We start from the raw sequence: 17,564 nt of genomic DNA, 5'->3' as shown, positions 1-17,564 counted from the left end.
CCAGCTTAAAGCTTGCTTCAATGAAGCGAGTCACAGACTATTACGGAGTTAATATGGATTGCTTATTTTGTTCTATCAGTGCGGGAAAGATCCCTGCTACTGTGCTTTATGAAGATGATGATGTCATTGCATTTGAAGATATTATGCCGGCAGCCCCAGTACATTTTTTGGTCATCCCTAAAAAGCATATCAGCACACTCAATGACCTCACCGAGGAAGATATTCCATTAATCGGTAAAATGCATTTTGTTGCCAAAACGATTGCAAAAGCTAAAGGAGTGGATGAATCAGGTTTTAGAACTGTGATGAACTGCAACCAAGACGGTGGCCAAACCGTATATCATATTCATATGCACGTACTTGGTGAACGCAAGCTGACTTGGCCACCAGGTTAGCAATAGACATTTTCCTTTCCTTACAGATATGAGGGAAGTCACACAGAAGAGTATTACCAGAGTTTATTTATGATGTCTTTTATTGATAACAGCATTTTAAATCTTGACCGAGCATTACGCACTCTTGTTCCTAATGCCGCAAAAGCCAATCGTCCTTCGCCAGCAAATACAGTGGATGAAGCACCTATGGATGAGCAAGACAAGCGCCATAGTATTGGCCTAATGCGGATTAATCATACTGGTGAAGTCTGTGCTCAAGCCCTTTATTCTGGCCAAGCCCTAACTGCGAAGTTACCCAGTGTTAGAGAAGAAATGGATGAGGCCGCAGCTGAAGAAATTGACCACCTTGTTTGGTGTGAGCAAAGGCTGCATGAGCTTGGTAGCCATACCAGCCTACTCAATCCTTTATTTTTTGGTGCCTCTTTTGCAATCGGAGCAGGTGCAGGTTTAATCAGTGATCGTCTAAGCTTAGGTTTTGTTGCTGCAACAGAAGAGCAGGTCTGTCTTCATATAGACAAGCACCTAGACTCTCTGCCCCATGAGGATGAAAAGAGCAAAGCGATACTGAACCAAATGCGTATTGATGAAGCTAAACATAAAATTGCAGCTTTAGAATCGGGTGGTTTAGTTTTTCCTGAGACCGTAATGAAAACCATGACTTTAATTTCCAAAGTGATGACAAAATCGACTTATAGAGTTTAATTATGAACCGAGATATTAGTGCTATTCGACGTGATTACCAATTCAAAGACTTATTAGAAGATGAGTCTAACCTTGATCCAATGACGTTTTTTGACGCCTGGCTAAAAGATGCTATAGAAGCTTGCCCGAATGATCCAACCGCTATGGTATTTAGCTCTGTGGACCAAACAGGTGCTCCCCACTCTCGCATAGTGCTACTGAAGCAAAGAGATGAGCAGGGCTTCTCCTTTTTTACTAACTATGACAGTGATAAAGGGCAGGATCTTGCAAATAACAATAAGGCCTGCATGAATTTTTTCTGGTCTGAATTAAGTCGCCAAGTGCGTATAGAAGGCGAGATAGTAAAAGTGTCTCGCAAAGTGTCTGAAGACTATTTTGCTTCGCGCCCTCAAGGCAGCAAGTTAGCGGCATCTGTCTCTCCACAAAGTCACACTATAGAAAGAGATGAACTGCATAAACGTTTTCATGATCTGGAACAGAAAATACAAGAAGACACAGTACCTTGCCCAGAAAATTGGGGTGGATATGTTTTAAAAGCAAATTTCATTGAGTTCTGGCAAGGTAGACCAAGTCGCCTGCATGACCGCCTATGTTATACACTCGATTCAAATGACCATTGGGTAAGGTCTCGTAAAGCGCCTTAATCTTAATTTGTAATACTCAATATCCTAATAGGTATTGAGTATTCATTCCCACCTTGGTGCTTTCAAGTCCCCAAAGCTTATATCACAAATCCTATCCAGCTCTATTTTCGGCTTCTGCCATTGCGTATAATAAATCTAGGCGCTTTTATCCACACGCTGAGGCGGGAGGACTTATTCGCAGGTTCCTTAAACGTTTACCAAGGTAAGATATGAAATCTCTCTCTCACAAATGGATATCATGGACAGGCTATAACAAGCATACTTCAACTCAGCGCAGTTCTAGTCTTGATATATATCGAGGCCTCGCCGTTTTACTCATGATTATCTTCCACCTTTGCTGGGATTTACGAGAGTTTGATTATATAGACTATTCACTAAGAGACCCTTTCTGGGTGGGATTTCGTAGCGTTATTATCACCCTATTTATGACAGCTGTTGGTTGGTCGACCTATATCAGCTGCCAAAATGGCTACCAATGGCCGAACATTTTCAAACGACAATTCAAGCTCTTCCTGGCTGCTAGTGGTATCTCACTGGCGACTTACTTAACTGTGCCCCAAAATTGGATCTTCTTTGGCATCTTACATTTTATCTTTTTAGCGAGCTGGCTAGTGCTTCCAGTTGCTAGAAAGCCTTGGTTGAGTTTAGCCATAGGCATAGGCCTACTTGCCGCCTACTTTGGTATAGACAGTGTCCGTAACTTTAGTTTGCATACTTATCTCACAGGCGAGTTTGGCTTCCCTCAACGTACTCTAGATATAGTGAATCTATTCCCTTGGATTGGCGTTGTATTTCTCGGGCCTATAATGGGGCATTTCAAACTTCATAAAATGCGCCTTCCTAGTGCGCTAAATAGTAAATTGCTTACCTTTTTAGGTAGACATGCCCTACCCGTTTACCTTTGCCACCAACTTGTGCTCTATACTTTGGTCGCCTTATTTAGCCAATTCGTTCTGTTGGTATTTTGACCAAAGAACAACTAGTTGAATATTTTTAAATCAGTCATGAATTGGCTCAAAAAAATTAAAAATTTAATTTAAAAGAGTTGCAATAAGCAGTTAACGAAGACTTAAGGCGGCTCAAGTAAGTAACCACTTATTAGTTAAGCAAGACCTAAATTCAGGTCTTTTTCAAGGCTTGATTTTCACCTCAATGCACACTATCGTCTGCATCAACAAATCAAATTAATTACTATATCTAGTGCTTCATATTGGATTAAGACACTAGATACAGTATTTTAAATCAAATCAGCATTTATCTTAGGCATGGGCATGACCACACTGACAGTCACTAAGCGTAACGGCGAAACAGAGTCGATTAATCTAGAAAAAATACACAAGGTTGTAACATGGGCTGCAGAAGGCTTAGACAATGTTTCTGTTTCTCAAGTTGAACTAAAAGCACAGATTCAATTCTTCGAAGGAATCAAAACCACAGACATTCATGAAACACTAATAAAGTCTGCTGCGGATCTGATTTCTGAAGATACGCCTGATTATCAGTACATGGCAGCACGCCTTGCTATCTTCCACTTACGTAAGAAAGCATTTGGCGAATTTGAACCGCCACATTTACTTGCCCACGTACAAAACCTAGTAGAACAAAAGCGGTATGATGCTGATATTCTAACGGCTTATACAGCAGAAGAGTTCGACCAGCTAAATAGCTTCCTAGATCACAGCCGTGATATGAACTTCTCTTACGCAGCAGTGAAACAACTTGAAGGTAAGTATCTGGTTCAAAACCGTGTCACAGGTGATATTTACGAAAGCCCTCAGTTCATCTACTTGTTAGTTGCAGCTTGCTTATTTGCAAACTACGACACGAGTGTTCGTCTTGATTATATTCGTCGTTTTTACGATGCCGTATCTAATTTCAAGATTTCACTACCAACGCCTATTATGGCTGGCATTCGTACACCAACCCGTCAATTCAGCTCATGTGTCCTAATTGAATGTGGTGACTCTCTAGATTCTATCAATGCAACTTCTAGCGCCATTGTTAAATATGTCAGTCAGCGTGCTGGTATTGGCGTGAATGCTGGTGCAATTCGTGCGCTAGGAAGTGCAATTCGTGGTGGTGAAGCTTTCCACACAGGTTGTATTCCTTTCTACAAACACTTCCAAACAGCGGTTAAGAGCTGTTCTCAAGGTGGTGTGCGCGGTGGTGCAGCAACCGTTTTCTATCCTATTTGGCACCTTGAAGTTGAAAGCCTATTAGTATTGAAGAACAACCGTGGTGTTGAAGAAAACCGTGTTCGTCACCTTGATTATGGCGTTCAGTTCAACCGTCTTATGTACCAACGCCTTATTTCTGGTGGCAACATTACATTGTTTAGCCCATCAGATGTACCAGGCCTTTACGATGCTTTCTTCGCAAACCAAGAAGAGTTTGAGCGCTTATACGTTCAATACGAAGCTGACGACAGCATTCGTAAGCAAACAATAAAAGCCTCAGAGCTATTCACCTTATTTGCATCTGAGCGTGCAAGTACTGGCCGTATTTACCTACAAAACGTCGACCACTGTAATACTCACAGTCCTTTCGATCCTGCTGTAGCACCAGTGAAACAGAGTAATCTATGCCTTGAGATTGCTTTACCGACTAAGCCTTTAGAGCATATCTATGACGAAAATGGTGAGATCGCACTTTGTACTCTATCTGCGTTTAACCTAGGGTCTCTTGAAAGCTTAGATGAACTAGAAGAGTTATCTGACTTAATCGTACGTGCACTAGACTCCTTGTTAGATTATCAGAACTACCCAGTTCCTGCGGCGCAAAGAGCAACAGACTTACGTAGAACATTGGGTGTTGGTGTTATCAACTATGCTTACTACCTTGCTAAGAATGGCGTACGTTATTCTGATGGCAGTGCGAATGAGCTAACTCACAAAACATTTGAAGCGATTCAGTACAACTTACTTAAAGCGTCTAACAACTTGTCTAAAGAACGTGGTGCATGTGAAGCTTTCCATGAGACCACATACTCTAAAGGCATTTTGCCAATCGATAGCTATAAGAAAGAAATCGATAAAGTTTGCTCACCAGAACTGTATTATGACTGGGAAACTTTGCGTAAAGACATCGTTGAACACGGTCTACGTAACTCAACACTGACAGCACTTATGCCATCTGAAACCTCGTCTCAGATCCATAATGCAACAAACGGTATTGAGCCACCACGTGGTTTCGTTTCTGTTAAAGCCAGTAAAGACGGTATCCTAAAGCAGGTAGTACCAGAATTTGAACGCCTTAAAGATGAGTATGAGCTATTATGGTCTATCCCATCTAATGATGGTTACTTGCAGCTTGTTGGTATCATGCAAAAGTTTGTTGACCAAGCAATTTCGGCTAATACAAACTATGACCCAGCTAAGTTCGAGTCTTCAAAAGTGCCTATGAAGCTACTTCTTAAAGATCTTCTAACTGCTTATAAACTGGGTATTAAGACCCTTTATTACCATAACACCCGTGATGGTGCAGACGATCAGCAAGATGACTTAGAAGATGATTGCGCTGGTGGTGCTTGTAAAATATAGGCTTCCAAGGCCTATATACTCATGACACCGAGTCAAATTTAGCCATATCATAGTTTAAATTCGCAGCACAAAAGACACCTTGTGCTGCGTTTTTATGTGATAATTAACACATGTTAAACTTGTGTTTACTCAGCCATACCTGCAAACCGATTAAAGGACACCTTATTTAAATGAGCTACTCTACTTTCAACCGCAAACGCTTTGATAGTATGAAAGAACCTATGTTCTTTGGTGAGAATGTTAACGTCGCACGTTACGACCAACAAAAGCACCCTATCTTTGAGAAGCTCATTGAAAAGCAATTATCTTTCTTTTGGCGTCCTGAAGAGGTTGATCTATCTTCAGATAGAAAAGACTTCCAACGTCTTGAAGCACACGAGCAGCACATCTTTTTGAGCAACCTAAAATACCAAACACTACTAGACAGTGTACAAGGCCGCTCACCTAACGTTGCCCTTTTACCTATTGTTTCTATTCCTGAACTTGAAACTTGGATTGAAACTTGGTCTTTTAGTGAAACTATTCACAGTCGCTCTTACACTCATATTATCCGTAACATTGTTAATGACCCGAGTTTGGTTTTCGACGATATCACTGAAAATGCCGAAATTACAAAACGTGCTGAAAGTGTTTCAAAATGGTATGACGATCTCATCTTGTTAGTCGGTTTATACAACACCTTAGGCCCAGGCGTTCATAATGTTCCAGGCAAAGGCGAAGTTGATGTAAACCTAAAAGCGCTTAAAAAAGCCCTTTATCTAACCATGGTGTCAGTCAATGTATTAGAAGCCATTCGCTTCTACGTGAGTTTTGCTTGTAGCTTTGCTTTTGCAGAACGTACCTTAATGGAAGGTAATGCAAAAATTATTAAATTGATTGCCCGTGATGAAGCCCTACATTTAACAGGGACTCAACACATACTCAATTTGATGGCATCAGGCAAAGATGATCCAGAAATGGAAGAAATTGCAAAAGAGTGTGAAGACGAAGCCTACCAAATCTTTTTTGAAGCAGCAGAGCAAGAAAAAGAATGGGCAAGTTACCTTTTCAAAGATGGTTCTATGATTGGTTTGAATGCACAAATTCTAGGCCAATATGTTGAATACATTACTAACATTCGTATGCAAGCCATTGGTTTATTACCAACCTTTGAAACCAAGCATAACCCTATCCCTTGGATTAACGCTTGGTTGGTTAGTGACAATGTACAGGTTGCACCTCAAGAAGCAGAAATCAGCTCTTACTTAGTCGGCCAAATCGATAACGATTTGGATGAATCTGATTTTGATGATTTCGACCTTTAATAAGGAAGACAGCTTTAATGACAGCAATTTCTAACAACCAAGACCTATTACATAGGGTACTTTTGGGAAAGAAAGAAATTCTTGTTACTGAAGACGAGCCTCTACTTGCTCAGCTTGAACGCGCTGGTATTCTCGTTGAATACCAGTGTCGTGAAGGCTACTGCAGCTCATGCTCCCTTAAGCTTCTACGAGGCAATGTAATCTATTTAGAAGAGCCTCTAGCTTGGGTACAAAGCGGCTATCTACTCGCTTGCTGTGCCATCGTCAAAAGTGATATCGAAATCGCTTTTTTTAGCAACAACTAATATCTGACTCCACACCCTTTTATTTTTTTAGCAATCCGACTCAAATTTCTGCTATTTTCTTAATCTAAGTTACTCTGATCGAACTTTTACAACTATTATTGATTATGCAGCTCGTAATCTATGAAATAGCCCTGTTAATATCTGCTGACATAGATGTTGGCAGGCTCGGTCCTGCTAAGTTCACCTTCAAAAGGATATAGAATGGCTTCACTACCTGGCACACTTAATGATTTGATGATGGCTCAGCAGCCCATTTTTGACAAAAAAAGTAAGTTGTTTGGCTATGAATTATTATTTCGTAATAATGACGAAACTATGGCGAATGTCATCGATGGCGAGGATGCGACAAGTCAGGTGCTAGTGAATTTATGTATTGGTATTACCGAGTTAGAAACGCAAATGCGAACACCTTACTTTGTTAATATCACCCGTGACTTATTAATGTCCGACGCCTTTTTTCCAATCGATCCAACCTTAGTCTATATAGAAATTCTTGAAGATCAAAAAATCACACCAGCCTTTGTTGAGTCCGTTGCCAAGTGGCATAAGGCAGGCTATCGATTTGTACTGGATGATTATAATTTTGATCCAAGCTACGCGGACCTTTTCCCTTATATACAAATGGTCAAAATTGATGTTTTACACACAGATCCTTATAAACATCACAAGCAAATTCAAGCACTCAAAGATCAAAAACTCATCCTAGTGGCAGAAAAGGTTGAAGACCAAAAAATGTACGATGAGTGCAAAGAATTAGGCTTTGATCTTTTTCAGGGTTATTACCTACAAAAACCCTCCATTGTGAAAGGTCGGCGTATCAACTCAAGCATGAGTAACGCTTTAGAATTAGTAAGTGAGCTATCCAATGAAAACATCACTGTCGAAAAAGTGACTAAGTTGGTAAGCAAAGATCCTAGGCTGTCTTACCAATTATTGCGTATCCTAAATAGCCCTATCTGTGGACTACAGCGCAAAGTCACTAACCTCAAAGAAGCGGTTGTTTTTCTTGGTTTAAAACAAATTAAAAAGTGGGCTCTGCTCATTACGATTACAGCCAACTCAAAACACTCAAACGAAATATTTCGGTTTTTGCTTATACGAGCCAAATGCTGCGAAGCGCTTGCAGTTCAAGAAAAATCCCCGAGTCCAGATACGGATTTTATGGCGGGTATCATGTCAGGCATTGACCTAGTACTTCAGGTTGAAAAAAAGATAGTGTTTGAACAGATCAATTTAGACGATGAAGTGCTTGAAGCAATCAAGCATTATCGTGGTGACATTGGTGCACGTTTACGTAAGGCCTGCGCCTTAGAGAAACAAGATTGGAACTATATTGCGGTTCTACCTTCTTCTGAAAGAATCGCGCTAAGTCGCTCTTATGGTGAAGCCAGTCTATGGGCAAATGACACCTTAAAGTACGTTTAATATCCAATTAACGTACTTTGGGCAGATCCTGCCAGTTAGTCGTATAGGCTGGCGATAAATACTCTCGCTTCATCTGCCAAACTGGGGCGGTTCCCTGTGCGGCAAAGTACACATGCCCTAGGCCTTTTTGATTAATCTTATCCAATACCTGCATAAGTTCTTTGGATTTTTCCTGTGGTCGAGAAGAAGAAAACAGCTCGCACTGTCCTTGCTCTGCATCATATAAATCTAGTAACACGACTCCCGCTTTGGCGTAATAAAAGCCTTCTCTCCATAACTTATCTAAACTCGTCTCTACAATGGCAATAAGATCTCTGGTGTCATCACTAGGGCAAGCAAGTTCAGCCACGAGAGAGTTTGCATATTGCGCCTCATTTGGGCTATAAGCACTGGTTCGAATAAACACACTGACTAGTTTAGCGGTACGTTTTTGTTCTCTTAACCTTTCCGCTGCACGGGTCACATATTTACAAAGGGCTTCACGCATTTGGCTTTTTTCCGTAATGCGATAAGCAAAAGAGCGACTACAAATAACTTGCTGCCTACTAGGAGGCACCTGCTCAAGGTCAATACAAGCAACACCATTCAACTCTCGCACTGTCCGCTCAAGCACAACCGAAAACTGCTCACGTATCATATTCACATCCGCTTGAGCTAAATCTAACGCGGTATGTATTCCTAATTGATACAACTTTTTAGATAAACGTCTACCTACTCCCCAAACTTCGACCACATCAATTAAAGCTAACAGACGTGTTTGCCGCTCAGGAGACATAAGGTTCACCACACCTCCTGTCGCTCGATACTTTTTAGCGGCATGATTGGCCAATTTAGCCAATGTTTTAGAAGGCGCCATACCAATACATACAGGAATACCTGTGTTTTTATCTACTTTGCGCTTCAAGTTTTGGGAGAAGGTGAGTAAATCAGTACAAGCGTCTATTCCTGATAAATCTAAAAAAGCCTCATCAATAGAATAAATTTCAATGGCTGGCGCAGCTTCCTCTAGCAAGGTCATCACGCGATTCGACATATCTGCATATAAGGCGTAATTAGAGGAAAAGCAGGTAATATCATAACGTTTAATATCGTCCGCCAACTTAAAGACAGGCCCACCCATTTTGATTCCTAGAGCTTTAACTTCTTGAGAGCGTGCAACAACACAACCATCATTATTCGACAAGACGACAACGGGCTTATGCTTTAAATCGGGTCGAAACAGTTTTTCACAACTGGCATAAAAGTTATTACAATCTACCAGAGCAAATACCTTGCTCATTCTTGCCTCTGAATATTACGAACAACGCTAATCACAACACCAAAGATGGCCAGTTCAGACTCTTCTGTAATAGCGATTGCAGAATAGGCTTTGTTTTTTGGCCTTAAAGCCACGTTAGGCTTGAGCACAAGCTCTTTCACCGTCATCTCCCCATGAACACAAGCTATAACAAAATCCCCATGGCGAGCCGTTAAGGAGCGATCTATCACAAGTACATCTTGATTATAAATCCCTGCCTCAGACATAGAGTCTCCCTGCACTCGTACAAAGAAGGTGGATTGTGGGTGTTTAATACAAAGTTCATTCAAATCTAGTTTACGCTCGACAAAGTCTTGCGCGGGTGATGGAAATCCAGCTGAAACAGATTCCATATAAAGAGGGATTTGGATGCTATTCGCATCAATAAAAGCACGGGATTCTGATGTACCTAAATAAGAAACTCGCATATCAACTCCAAAAAAACTGTATATACATACAGTATAGTTTAAAGTTTTTTCGAGCAATAGCCCTAATTACCGACTAATTTAAAATCCCGCTAGCGCAGCTGCACAAAAAACATGCTCTAATAAGCAGTCCAAACATACGAGAACAATATAAAGGAGTACTTATGTTTGCCATGGAAGTGGATCAAGATATTAAACTAGGACTAGTTGATCCAAGCTTTTCAGAAGCTTATTCAACACTCGTTAAAGCGAATTATGACTATTTAAAACAATGGCTTGCTTGGCCAGTCTTTTGCCAATCTGCGGATGATTTTAAAGAATTCGCCCAAAAGTCATTACATGACTATGCCGATGGTAAGAGCCTAACCTGTGGTATTTTTTATCAAGAAGAGTTAGTTGGTAACATCAGTTTCAATAGCATTGATCATAAACTTAAAAAAGCCGAAATAGGTTATTGGTTAAGTGCAGGTTATCAAGGTAAAGGGATTATCACTCGAGCATGCCAGCACCTGATTCAATACGCTTTTACAGAGCTTGATATACAGAAAATACAAATCAGTGCAGCAAAAGATAACCTTGCCAGTCGCGCTGTGTGTGAACGTCTAAATATGACGTTAGAAGGCACTATTACCCATGCAGAAAAAGTCGGTGATCGTATTTTAGATCATGCTGTTTATGGTCTATATAAAGCCAATTAAAACCAATCTAGGTGATACTAAAAGGTATCACCTATTTCTCACCTAATAAAAATAAACCCTTATTTTTCAGCAAACTAGACCAAAAAGTACCTAAGCAACCTATTTGTGCCTACTGCTTTTCTTATGTTATTTAACGATACAATAAGAGTATCAGAAATTCATAGGAACAAATCCCATGCTTAATATGCAGTTTCAGCAACGTCTTGTCATTGAAAGCCAAAAGCAAGATTGGCAAGCAAGCCCTAGCCCTTTGGTACATAGAAAACCATTAGAAAGAGAAGCCAAAGAATCTGGCCACACCACCAGCTTGGTAAAATATCAGGCCCAAGCCAGTTTTGCTCAACACCCTCACCCTCAGGGGGAAGAGATCTTCGTCTTAGAAGGTGTGTTTAGTGATGAACACGGTGATTATCCTGCTGGATCTTATTTACGTCACCCAGCTAACTCTGTACATACCCCTCATAGTGAGAACGGCTGTACCTTATTTGTAAAACTCAATCAATTTCAGCAAGGTGACAATGTAAAGGTAAATATCAATACTCAAGAACAAACATGGCTTGCAGGTATTGGAGGGTTAGAAGTCATGCCCCTGCATGAATTTGGAGGCGAGCATACGGCCCTAGTTAAGTGGCCTGCTGGAGAACGTTTTCAGCCCCATAGACATTTTGGCGGTGAAGAGATTTTAGTACTTGAAGGTGAGTTTCGAGATGAGCATGGCACTTACCCAAAACACACTTGGTTACGCAGTCCTCATATGAGTGAACATAACCCTTATGTAGAGGAAAAGACCATCATTCTAGTGAAAACAGGCCATCTCCCTCTTAGCTAGAGAGCCTAAAAATACGCCACACACTTAAAAGAACAGACAAAGAAGAGGTGACTTAATCACAGCGTCCCTAGCATTAATTAAGTTGAATCAGCTCATTAGGCCAGATTCAGCTTAATTAAAGTTGTGCTGTATTGCAGTATACAAGCCCCTAGAAAAATCCTCACAATGACATAATTCCACCCTGTCATTTGGCTTGCCAAACGCTGAATAGTCAGGGTTAAAACCGAGTTTTGTAAAAAACGAGGAAACTTCTCTAACTCAATTAAAGGCATCAGAATCAGCAAGGTACTGATACCTGATACAAGCGACATTTGCCCCCAAAAGTAATCAATATTACGAGCAGCAAACCAAAGCACATTCCAAAGCGCCACAAAGGCAATCAAGCGATAACATTGGGGTAAAAATTTATTTAAAAAGCCCGGTATATAGCTGGCATAGTTACCTTGTTTAAAGCTTGCTATTAAAGCCAGTATCATACAAATGTCAGTTAAGATGCCCATGTTTTTCCTATTGTTTACGTAAAGATGAAGTCTTAATTAGACTCTTGTGCATTTGTTTTTAACGCCAAGTAAGAGGCATAAATTCGAGTACCTGTGGTGAGCCAGCAGAGAGAGGCAAACAGCCAAGCAGCGCTCGTAAAGTAAGCAGGCATTAAACAGATAAAAATAAAGAGGCTAATGGTTTCAGCACCTTCGGTAAGTCCACCTAAATAGAACAAAGACTTCTTACCATAATCTAACTGCTTAATTTGACGTTTTTCTGCCATGATGGCAAACGCTAAGAAGCTGCTACCGGTTCCCATAAAACTAAAAATTAAAAAGGCCGCAGGTAAAGCATTCATCTCTGGATTTGCCAAAGCAAAACCAAAAATCACACCTGAATAGAAGATAAAATCTAACGTAATATCAAGATAACCGCCTAGATCAGTTGGTTGTGTTTGACGAGCAATCGCCCCATCCAACCCATCGCAAAGGCGATTAATAATGATAAAGAGCAGCGCAAGACTATAAGCCTGAAAAGCCAAGCTCGGAATCACCATCATGCCAATAATAAAACCAAACACTGTGACCTTGTTGGCACTAACTTGCTGTTTTACTAAGTAAGCCGCCGTAGTATCAAGAGGCCATTTAAGCAGTTTAATAAAATGTCTATCTAACATAGTTTCCCATTTATTTTGATCGAGTATTACAGCTATCTAAGAAATACTCATCAATTTATTTCATCAAGCAGACACAGATTGTATCTTGCTTAATTGAAGGTATGATTACATGATTTTATGCATTACTCATTGCAGGTTGAGCATAATACACAAACCCACTCTCAAGCGCCCAGAACGAGCATAACAAGCCCATGATACATTTTAAAAAGTATGGTCAGAACAAAGTCCCCCTAGTTGTGATTCACGGATTATTTGGTAACAGTGATAATTGGCATTCAATTGCGCAATCCCTGAGTGAGCACTTCACCGTTTATTGCTTAGACCTACCCAACCATGGCAAATCAGATGCCTTAGAAAATGCCGCTTACGACATCATGGCAAATCACATCAACACTTGGATGCAAACAGAGGGAATTGAAACCTGCTTCTTGCTAGGACACTCTATGGGTGGAAAAGTTGCAATGCAGTTCGCTTCTCAATTCCCTGACAAGGTAAAGCGTTTAATCGTTGCTGATATTGCTCCCGTTGATTATGAATCAAGTCATCACAGTATCTTTGATGGACTTAAAGCGATTGATCTTAATCAGATCAAAAACCGCAAAGAAGCCGATACTATTTTGGCTGAGTACGTTGAAACCCTCAGTGTCAGGCAGTTTTTATTAAAGAGCCTAATCAAGGCAGATACAGGCTTTGCTTGGCAAGTAAATATCGACAACCTCTTTAACAATTATGCCCAAATCCGTGCAACTCCCCCTTTCGAAAAAGCCTACCAAGGTGAAACCTTATTTATAAAAGGTGAGAATTCAGACTATATTCAGGCTCAGCACAAGGATGCTATTTTACACTGGTTCCCTAATGCTCAAGTTAAAATGATCCCAGCAACAGGCCATTGGTTACATGCCGAAAAACCTTTGCCATTCACAAGCCTTGTTAAGCGTTTCTGTCAAAAAACATAAAATAAATAGACCGATTAAAAGGAGGCTCGAACCTCCTTTTTCATTTCCCTTTGATGCCTAAACTTTCTTACTAGTTGCATAATTGAACGAAAAAAGAAGTCACTTAAAAAAGTGAATTTCTATATACTCTTGCCTCAATTATTTACAAGGAGAGTGGCATGAGTCAGCTTGCAGCAGAATCAATGCAAAAACAGAAAATGTCGGCTAAAGAATTTACCGTATTAACCGCAGTGCTAATGTCTATAGTGGCTATTTCTATTGATGCCCTACTCCCTGCCTTGGGTATGATTACTCAAGACTTGCAGATGGAAAACCCAAATAAAGTACAATTACTCATTGGCGCCCTATTCTTAGGTATGGCAAGTGGCCAACTTATCGCTGGTCCACTATCCGACGCTCTAGGTCGTAAGCCTGTCCTTTATACTGGTCTATTTATCTACTTTATTGGCACCTTGGTTTGCTTTTTTGCTCAAAGCTTCGAGATGTTACTTGCTGGCCGTATTATTCAAGGCCTAGGTGCAGCAGGCCCTTATATTTCAGCGGTTTCTTTAGTACGAGACCAATATGAAGGCCGAGAAATGGCTAAAGTGATGTCCTTGGTCATGATGATTTTTATTCTGGTACCCGCCTTAGCGCCTAGTCTGGGTGAATTAATCCTACTCTTCACTAATTGGCACGGCATTTTCATCATGTATGGTCTTTACGCCATTATTATTTTGACTTGGATTAACTTTCGTTTAGAGGAAACACTTAAACCAGAACAGCGTATCCCCTTTACCAAAGCTGGCTTTATCGCAGGCTTTAAAGAAGTAATATCGAATAAAAGTACCGTCAGCCTAACGTTTTGTGCAGGCCTTATGTTTGGCTGCCTTATCGGCTATATCAGTTCAGCACAGCAGATCTTTCAAGTTCAATTTGAAACGGGAAAGCTGTTTAGTATCTATTTTGGCGGACTAGCACTCTTAGTTGGTGTGTCATCACTGGTTAATTCTAAAATTGTTGGACGCCTAGGCATGCACCTCATAAGTAAGCGTGCATTTGGCATCATCATTCTTAATTCACTCATCTTCCTTGGTGTACAATCTGTATTTGAAGTACAGCTTTGGATGTTCTTAATCTTTGCTGGAATTTTGTTTTTCTGCTTCGGTTTATTATTTGGCAACATCAATGCTATGGCGATGGAACCTATGGGCCATGTTGCGGGTATCGCTGCTGCTGTAATAGGTGCCATCTCTTCTATTATGTCGAACATTGTCGGCACCAGCATAGGCCAGATGTATAACAACACCTTAGTACCAATGACAATTGCCTACATTCTCTTGTGCTCATTAGCCTTAGCGCTTTTGTATTATGCTGAAAAGAAAACGAATCAATCTAAACAAGCGCAAACACTGGCCAATGACCATGCTTAAAGCCATACATCATGCCGCTATCATTTGCTCTGACTATGAAACATCAAAACACTTTTATAGTCAGATATTAGGGCTTAAGATCATTGCGGAAAACTATCGCGTTGAGCGTCGTTCTTATAAACTTGATTTAGCCTTACCTGATGGCGGCCAAATAGAGCTTTTTTCGTTTGAAGGAGCACCAGGAAGGCCAAGCCGCCCAGAAGCTCAAGGCTTAAGACATCTAGCCTTTGTGGTGGACTCTGTTGCTGAATACAAGGCTTATTTAATTGGCCAAGGTATTGAAGTAGAAGATATACGTATCGATGAATACACAGGGAAAGCCTTTACTTTTTTCCAAGATCCAGATGGCCTTCCCCTAGAGCTTTATCAAGCTAAATGAATGTCTAATTAGAAATCAAAAAGGGATGCATCCGCATCCCTTTTTTTGTGAAAATAGCTAAATCGAAAACAAAAATTTAAACAGGCTTTTTCGCAACACGATATTCATCAGCACGATAGGTACCAAGCATACGAATTTCCTCAGAGAAGAAACGTAACTCCTCCAATGCGGATTGCATTTCAGGTGCTTGAAAATGGCTCTCTACATCCACATAAAACTGAGTCGCCGTAAAAGCACCATTAACCATATAACTCTCAAGCTTCAGCATGTTAATACCATGTGTCGCAAAGCCACCCATAGCCTTGTATAAAGCAGCGGGTATGTTACGTACACGAAACATAAAAGAGGTGATATACACTTGCTCAGGATCTAAAGGAGGTAATTTATGCTGCTTCGCAAATACTAAGAAGCGTGTGGTATTCCCTTCTCTATCATTAAAGTGTGACTTTAAAATTTCCAGTCCGTACAACTCAGCAGCTAACTCAGACGAAATAACACCTAGCCCCTCCTCACCAGTTTCAGCCAAATGCTTAGCCGCGCCTGCCGTATCATACATAGCAAGATTAGTCGCACCTAAAGCCTTAATACCTTCATCACACTGTGCAAGTGCTTGAGGGTGGCTGCCGATTTGCTTGATATCTTCAAGTTTGGTACCTGCTTTTGCCATCAAGCAATGGTTAACGGGTTCGAAATGTTCTTTCACCACATAAAGCTCGGTTTTACGTAGTTCACGGTAAATCTCTTCCACTCGACCTGCTGTTGAGTTTTCGACTGGAATCATGGCATACAAGGCTTCGCCCTGTTCAACCATTTGCATAGCCTGTGCAAATGTCGCGCAATTGACCATTTTTGAATCTGGAAAAGTATGCTTACAAGCAAGGTGAGAATAAGCACCGGGCTCACCTTGATAAGCAACAATATGGCTAGCATCAAGGGCAAGTAAAGAATCTGGCATAGGTTAAACGTCTTCTACTGAAAATTTATAACTAAATGTGGGATAATCCCCTACAGTAACAAACAATCAAACTAAAGCAAGAGACTCATCCAGAGCTATCTCTGACTCAGCTTAAAAGGTATGAAAAACAAACATGATTAAGTGGGTTGCGATTAAACTAATCCGCGGCTATCAGATTCTGATTAGCCCCCTAATAGGTAGTAATTGCCGTTTCTATCCTAGCTGTTCAGCCTACATGATAGAAGCAATGGAGCGCTTTGGCTTTTTTAAAGGCCTATATTTAGGGCTCAGGCGTTTAGGTAAATGTCACCCATTAAACGAGGGCGGAATGGATCCTGTGCCTGAAAAGAAATGTTCCAAGCACAAATGTAAATAATAAGAGGTTAGCCCTGAGGCGTAACTTGCAGCTTTAGCTCACTGGCAATTAACACAGCTTGAGTGCGATTATTGATACCCAATTTTTTGAAAATAGCGGTAATATGCGCCTTAATCGTTGCCTCTGAAATATTTAATTCATAAGCAATTTGCTTATTCAATAAACCTTCATGCAAATAGCATAAAACCCTATATTGAGAAGGCGTTAGTTCAGACACACGCTTAACCATATCCAAGTCAGGCTTAGGCTGATTTAAAACAGCTTCTTTAAGATGTTCAGGTAACCAGATTTCACCTTCTAGAATGGCGTTAATGGCGTTCGCTATATCAACAGGTTGACTGGTCTTAGGAATAAAGCCCAAAGCCCCTGCTTCTAATACTTTTGCCATCACACTAGTATCTTCTTCACCAGAAATAACCGCTACAGGTAAATCAACAAAATCAGATCGAATACGAATAAGGCCATAAAGGTCACCACTGCCGGGCATATTAAGGTCCAACAGCAAAAGATCTAGATCAGGATTTGTCGCTAAAAAAGTAAGGGTGCTATCAAGATCTTGGGTTTCATTGATCTCAATATTTTCAAATAGCTCCGACAGCGCACCTTTTAAGGCACCACGAAACAAAGGATGGTCATCAGCAATTAGCAGTGAATACATAAGTCCCTTCACCTTCTTTTTATTGTTTTATAAATAATAGGGAGCAAAAAACCGCGCTACCCTTATCTCAAAAGTGTAACACTAAAGAGAACAAGAATAGAGCGGT

Annotated in this window: 20 protein-coding genes; 14 read left to right on the top strand and 6 right to left on the bottom strand. The window is 40.6% G+C overall.

Translation table 11 applies throughout. The annotated features are described in order from the left end of the window. Window positions 1-53: 53 nt before the first annotated feature. The 8 genes from OA91_RS11920 (at window position 54) to OA91_RS11885 (ending at window position 8,314) form a co-directional block, all read left to right on the top strand. On the top strand, window positions 54-395 hold the full coding sequence (locus OA91_RS11920) for a histidine triad nucleotide-binding protein (protein WP_046016769.1): 342 nt from the start codon (window positions 54-56) through the stop codon (window positions 393-395). Between the two features lie 69 nt (window positions 396-464). After that, window positions 465-1,097, top strand: coding sequence for a 2-polyprenyl-3-methyl-6-methoxy-1,4-benzoquinone monooxygenase (coq7, locus tag OA91_RS11915; RefSeq protein WP_063338637.1), 633 nt, complete (start codon window positions 465-467; stop codon window positions 1,095-1,097). A gap of 2 nt (window positions 1,098-1,099) precedes the next feature. Next, window positions 1,100-1,741, top strand: a complete 642-nt coding sequence (gene pdxH, locus OA91_RS11910) for a pyridoxamine 5'-phosphate oxidase (RefSeq protein WP_063338636.1) — start codon at window positions 1,100-1,102, stop codon at window positions 1,739-1,741. A gap of 209 nt (window positions 1,742-1,950) precedes the next feature. Next, window positions 1,951-2,709 (top strand): heparan-alpha-glucosaminide N-acetyltransferase, encoded by a 759-nt coding sequence (locus tag OA91_RS11905; RefSeq protein WP_231870366.1) that lies wholly within the window; start codon window positions 1,951-1,953, stop codon window positions 2,707-2,709. Window positions 2,710-3,012: 303 nt separating this feature from the next. After that, window positions 3,013-5,280 (top strand): class 1a ribonucleoside-diphosphate reductase subunit alpha, encoded by a 2,268-nt coding sequence (gene nrdA / locus OA91_RS11900; RefSeq protein ID WP_046016766.1) that lies wholly within the window; start codon window positions 3,013-3,015, stop codon window positions 5,278-5,280. Window positions 5,281-5,450: 170 nt separating this feature from the next. Continuing rightward, on the top strand, window positions 5,451-6,584 hold the full coding sequence (nrdB, locus tag OA91_RS11895; protein WP_063338635.1) for a class Ia ribonucleoside-diphosphate reductase subunit beta: 1,134 nt from the start codon (window positions 5,451-5,453) through the stop codon (window positions 6,582-6,584). A gap of 17 nt (window positions 6,585-6,601) precedes the next feature. Then, window positions 6,602-6,889 carry a class I ribonucleotide reductase maintenance protein YfaE gene (yfaE, locus tag OA91_RS11890; RefSeq protein WP_197477800.1) on the top strand — a complete coding sequence of 96 codons (288 nt, stop codon included), beginning with the start codon at window positions 6,602-6,604 and terminating at the stop codon, window positions 6,887-6,889. A 201-nt stretch (window positions 6,890-7,090) separates the two neighbouring features. Continuing rightward, a complete protein-coding gene (locus OA91_RS11885) occupies window positions 7,091-8,314 on the top strand; it encodes an EAL and HDOD domain-containing protein (protein WP_046016763.1) in 1,224 nt (407 codons plus the stop codon). Window positions 8,315-8,321: 7 nt separating this feature from the next. On the opposite strand, the gene umuC is transcribed toward OA91_RS11885, so the two are convergent. Beyond that, complete coding sequence (gene umuC, locus OA91_RS11880) at window positions 8,322-9,593, bottom strand: translesion error-prone DNA polymerase V subunit UmuC (protein WP_063338634.1); 1,272 nt, start codon at window positions 9,591-9,593, stop codon at window positions 8,322-8,324. Continuing rightward, on the bottom strand, window positions 9,590-10,039 hold the full coding sequence (gene umuD, locus OA91_RS11875) for a translesion error-prone DNA polymerase V autoproteolytic subunit (RefSeq protein WP_046016761.1): 450 nt from the start codon (window positions 10,037-10,039) through the stop codon (window positions 9,590-9,592). Before umuD ends, umuC begins: the two co-directional genes overlap by 4 nt. A gap of 161 nt (window positions 10,040-10,200) precedes the next feature. Here umuD and OA91_RS11870 point away from each other — a divergent pair, with 161 nt between their 5' ends. Then, entirely contained in the window at window positions 10,201-10,734 is a 534-nt protein-coding gene (locus OA91_RS11870; RefSeq protein WP_063338633.1) for a GNAT family N-acetyltransferase, read from the top strand. Between the two features lie 175 nt (window positions 10,735-10,909). Next, window positions 10,910-11,563, top strand: a complete 654-nt coding sequence (locus tag OA91_RS11865) for a cupin domain-containing protein (RefSeq protein WP_063338632.1) — start codon at window positions 10,910-10,912, stop codon at window positions 11,561-11,563. A 95-nt stretch (window positions 11,564-11,658) separates the two neighbouring features. Here the strand turns inward: OA91_RS11865 and OA91_RS11860 are convergent, their stop codons facing one another. Both OA91_RS11860 and OA91_RS11855 read right to left on the bottom strand, forming a co-directional pair. Beyond that, complete coding sequence (locus OA91_RS11860; protein WP_063338631.1) at window positions 11,659-12,063, bottom strand: hypothetical protein; 405 nt, start codon at window positions 12,061-12,063, stop codon at window positions 11,659-11,661. Between the two features lie 32 nt (window positions 12,064-12,095). Then, window positions 12,096-12,722, bottom strand: a complete 627-nt coding sequence (locus OA91_RS11855) for a CDP-alcohol phosphatidyltransferase family protein (protein WP_063338630.1) — start codon at window positions 12,720-12,722, stop codon at window positions 12,096-12,098. A gap of 191 nt (window positions 12,723-12,913) precedes the next feature. Between OA91_RS11855 and OA91_RS11850 the strand changes: the two genes are divergently transcribed. From OA91_RS11850 to gloA2, 3 genes are all read left to right on the top strand, one after another. Then, window positions 12,914-13,678, top strand: coding sequence for an alpha/beta fold hydrolase (locus OA91_RS11850; RefSeq protein WP_063338629.1), 765 nt, complete (start codon window positions 12,914-12,916; stop codon window positions 13,676-13,678). A 158-nt stretch (window positions 13,679-13,836) separates the two neighbouring features. Then, the gene (locus OA91_RS11845) at window positions 13,837-15,090 is read left to right on the top strand and encodes a multidrug effflux MFS transporter (protein WP_063338628.1); all 1,254 of its coding nucleotides are present in this window, start codon (window positions 13,837-13,839) and stop codon (window positions 15,088-15,090) included. After that, complete coding sequence (gloA2, locus tag OA91_RS11840; RefSeq protein WP_063338761.1) at window positions 15,083-15,469, top strand: SMU1112c/YaeR family gloxylase I-like metalloprotein; 387 nt, start codon at window positions 15,083-15,085, stop codon at window positions 15,467-15,469. The genes OA91_RS11845 and gloA2 overlap by 8 nt, the downstream gene beginning before the upstream one ends. 76 nt (window positions 15,470-15,545) lie before the next feature. On the opposite strand, the gene OA91_RS11835 is transcribed toward gloA2, so the two are convergent. Continuing rightward, a complete protein-coding gene (locus tag OA91_RS11835; protein WP_046016755.1) occupies window positions 15,546-16,424 on the bottom strand; it encodes a prephenate dehydratase in 879 nt (292 codons plus the stop codon). A gap of 133 nt (window positions 16,425-16,557) precedes the next feature. Between OA91_RS11835 and yidD the strand changes: the two genes are divergently transcribed. Continuing rightward, window positions 16,558-16,800 (top strand): membrane protein insertion efficiency factor YidD, encoded by a 243-nt coding sequence (gene yidD / locus OA91_RS24060; RefSeq protein WP_082827921.1) that lies wholly within the window; start codon window positions 16,558-16,560, stop codon window positions 16,798-16,800. 7 nt (window positions 16,801-16,807) lie between these two features. Here yidD and OA91_RS11830 read toward each other — a convergent pair whose 3' ends face one another. Continuing rightward, the gene (locus tag OA91_RS11830; RefSeq protein WP_046016754.1) at window positions 16,808-17,458 is read right to left on the bottom strand and encodes a LuxR C-terminal-related transcriptional regulator; all 651 of its coding nucleotides are present in this window, start codon (window positions 17,456-17,458) and stop codon (window positions 16,808-16,810) included. Window positions 17,459-17,564 lie beyond the last annotated feature (106 nt).

The sequence above is a fragment of the Marinomonas sp. SBI8L genome, from assembly GCF_001624705.1.
In the GTDB taxonomy this organism is placed as follows: Bacteria; Pseudomonadota; Gammaproteobacteria; order Pseudomonadales; family Marinomonadaceae; genus Marinomonas.
The sequence above is the reverse complement of the archived record's forward strand: the minus strand, read 5'-3'. Positions and strand labels throughout refer to the sequence as shown.

Coding starts and splice junctions, on each gene's coding strand:
- yfaE (WP_197477800.1), top strand. CDS start 6,602: ATGACAGCAATTTCTAACAACCAAGACCTATTACATAGGGTACTTTTG.
- umuD (WP_046016761.1), bottom strand. CDS start 10,039: ATGCGAGTTTCTTATTTAGGTACATCAGAATCCCGTGCTTTTATTGAT.
- umuC (WP_063338634.1), bottom strand. CDS start 9,593: ATGAGCAAGGTATTTGCTCTGGTAGATTGTAATAACTTTTATGCCAGT.
- yidD (WP_082827921.1), top strand. CDS start 16,558: ATGATTAAGTGGGTTGCGATTAAACTAATCCGCGGCTATCAGATTCTG.
- coq7 (WP_063338637.1), top strand. CDS start 465: ATGATGTCTTTTATTGATAACAGCATTTTAAATCTTGACCGAGCATTA.
- OA91_RS11905 (WP_231870366.1), top strand. CDS start 1,951: ATGAAATCTCTCTCTCACAAATGGATATCATGGACAGGCTATAACAAG.
- OA91_RS11855 (WP_063338630.1), bottom strand. CDS start 12,722: ATGTTAGATAGACATTTTATTAAACTGCTTAAATGGCCTCTTGATACT.
- OA91_RS11860 (WP_063338631.1), bottom strand. CDS start 12,063: ATGGGCATCTTAACTGACATTTGTATGATACTGGCTTTAATAGCAAGC.
- OA91_RS11845 (WP_063338628.1), top strand. CDS start 13,837: ATGAGTCAGCTTGCAGCAGAATCAATGCAAAAACAGAAAATGTCGGCT.
- OA91_RS11885 (WP_046016763.1), top strand. CDS start 7,091: ATGGCTTCACTACCTGGCACACTTAATGATTTGATGATGGCTCAGCAG.
- OA91_RS11865 (WP_063338632.1), top strand. CDS start 10,910: ATGCTTAATATGCAGTTTCAGCAACGTCTTGTCATTGAAAGCCAAAAG.
- nrdB (WP_063338635.1), top strand. CDS start 5,451: ATGAGCTACTCTACTTTCAACCGCAAACGCTTTGATAGTATGAAAGAA.
- pdxH (WP_063338636.1), top strand. CDS start 1,100: ATGAACCGAGATATTAGTGCTATTCGACGTGATTACCAATTCAAAGAC.
- OA91_RS11920 (WP_046016769.1), top strand. CDS start 54: ATGGATTGCTTATTTTGTTCTATCAGTGCGGGAAAGATCCCTGCTACT.
- OA91_RS11870 (WP_063338633.1), top strand. CDS start 10,201: ATGTTTGCCATGGAAGTGGATCAAGATATTAAACTAGGACTAGTTGAT.
- OA91_RS11850 (WP_063338629.1), top strand. CDS start 12,914: ATGATACATTTTAAAAAGTATGGTCAGAACAAAGTCCCCCTAGTTGTG.
- OA91_RS11835 (WP_046016755.1), bottom strand. CDS start 16,424: ATGCCAGATTCTTTACTTGCCCTTGATGCTAGCCATATTGTTGCTTAT.
- nrdA (WP_046016766.1), top strand. CDS start 3,013: ATGACCACACTGACAGTCACTAAGCGTAACGGCGAAACAGAGTCGATT.
- gloA2 (WP_063338761.1), top strand. CDS start 15,083: ATGCTTAAAGCCATACATCATGCCGCTATCATTTGCTCTGACTATGAA.
- OA91_RS11830 (WP_046016754.1), bottom strand. CDS start 17,458: ATGTATTCACTGCTAATTGCTGATGACCATCCTTTGTTTCGTGGTGCC.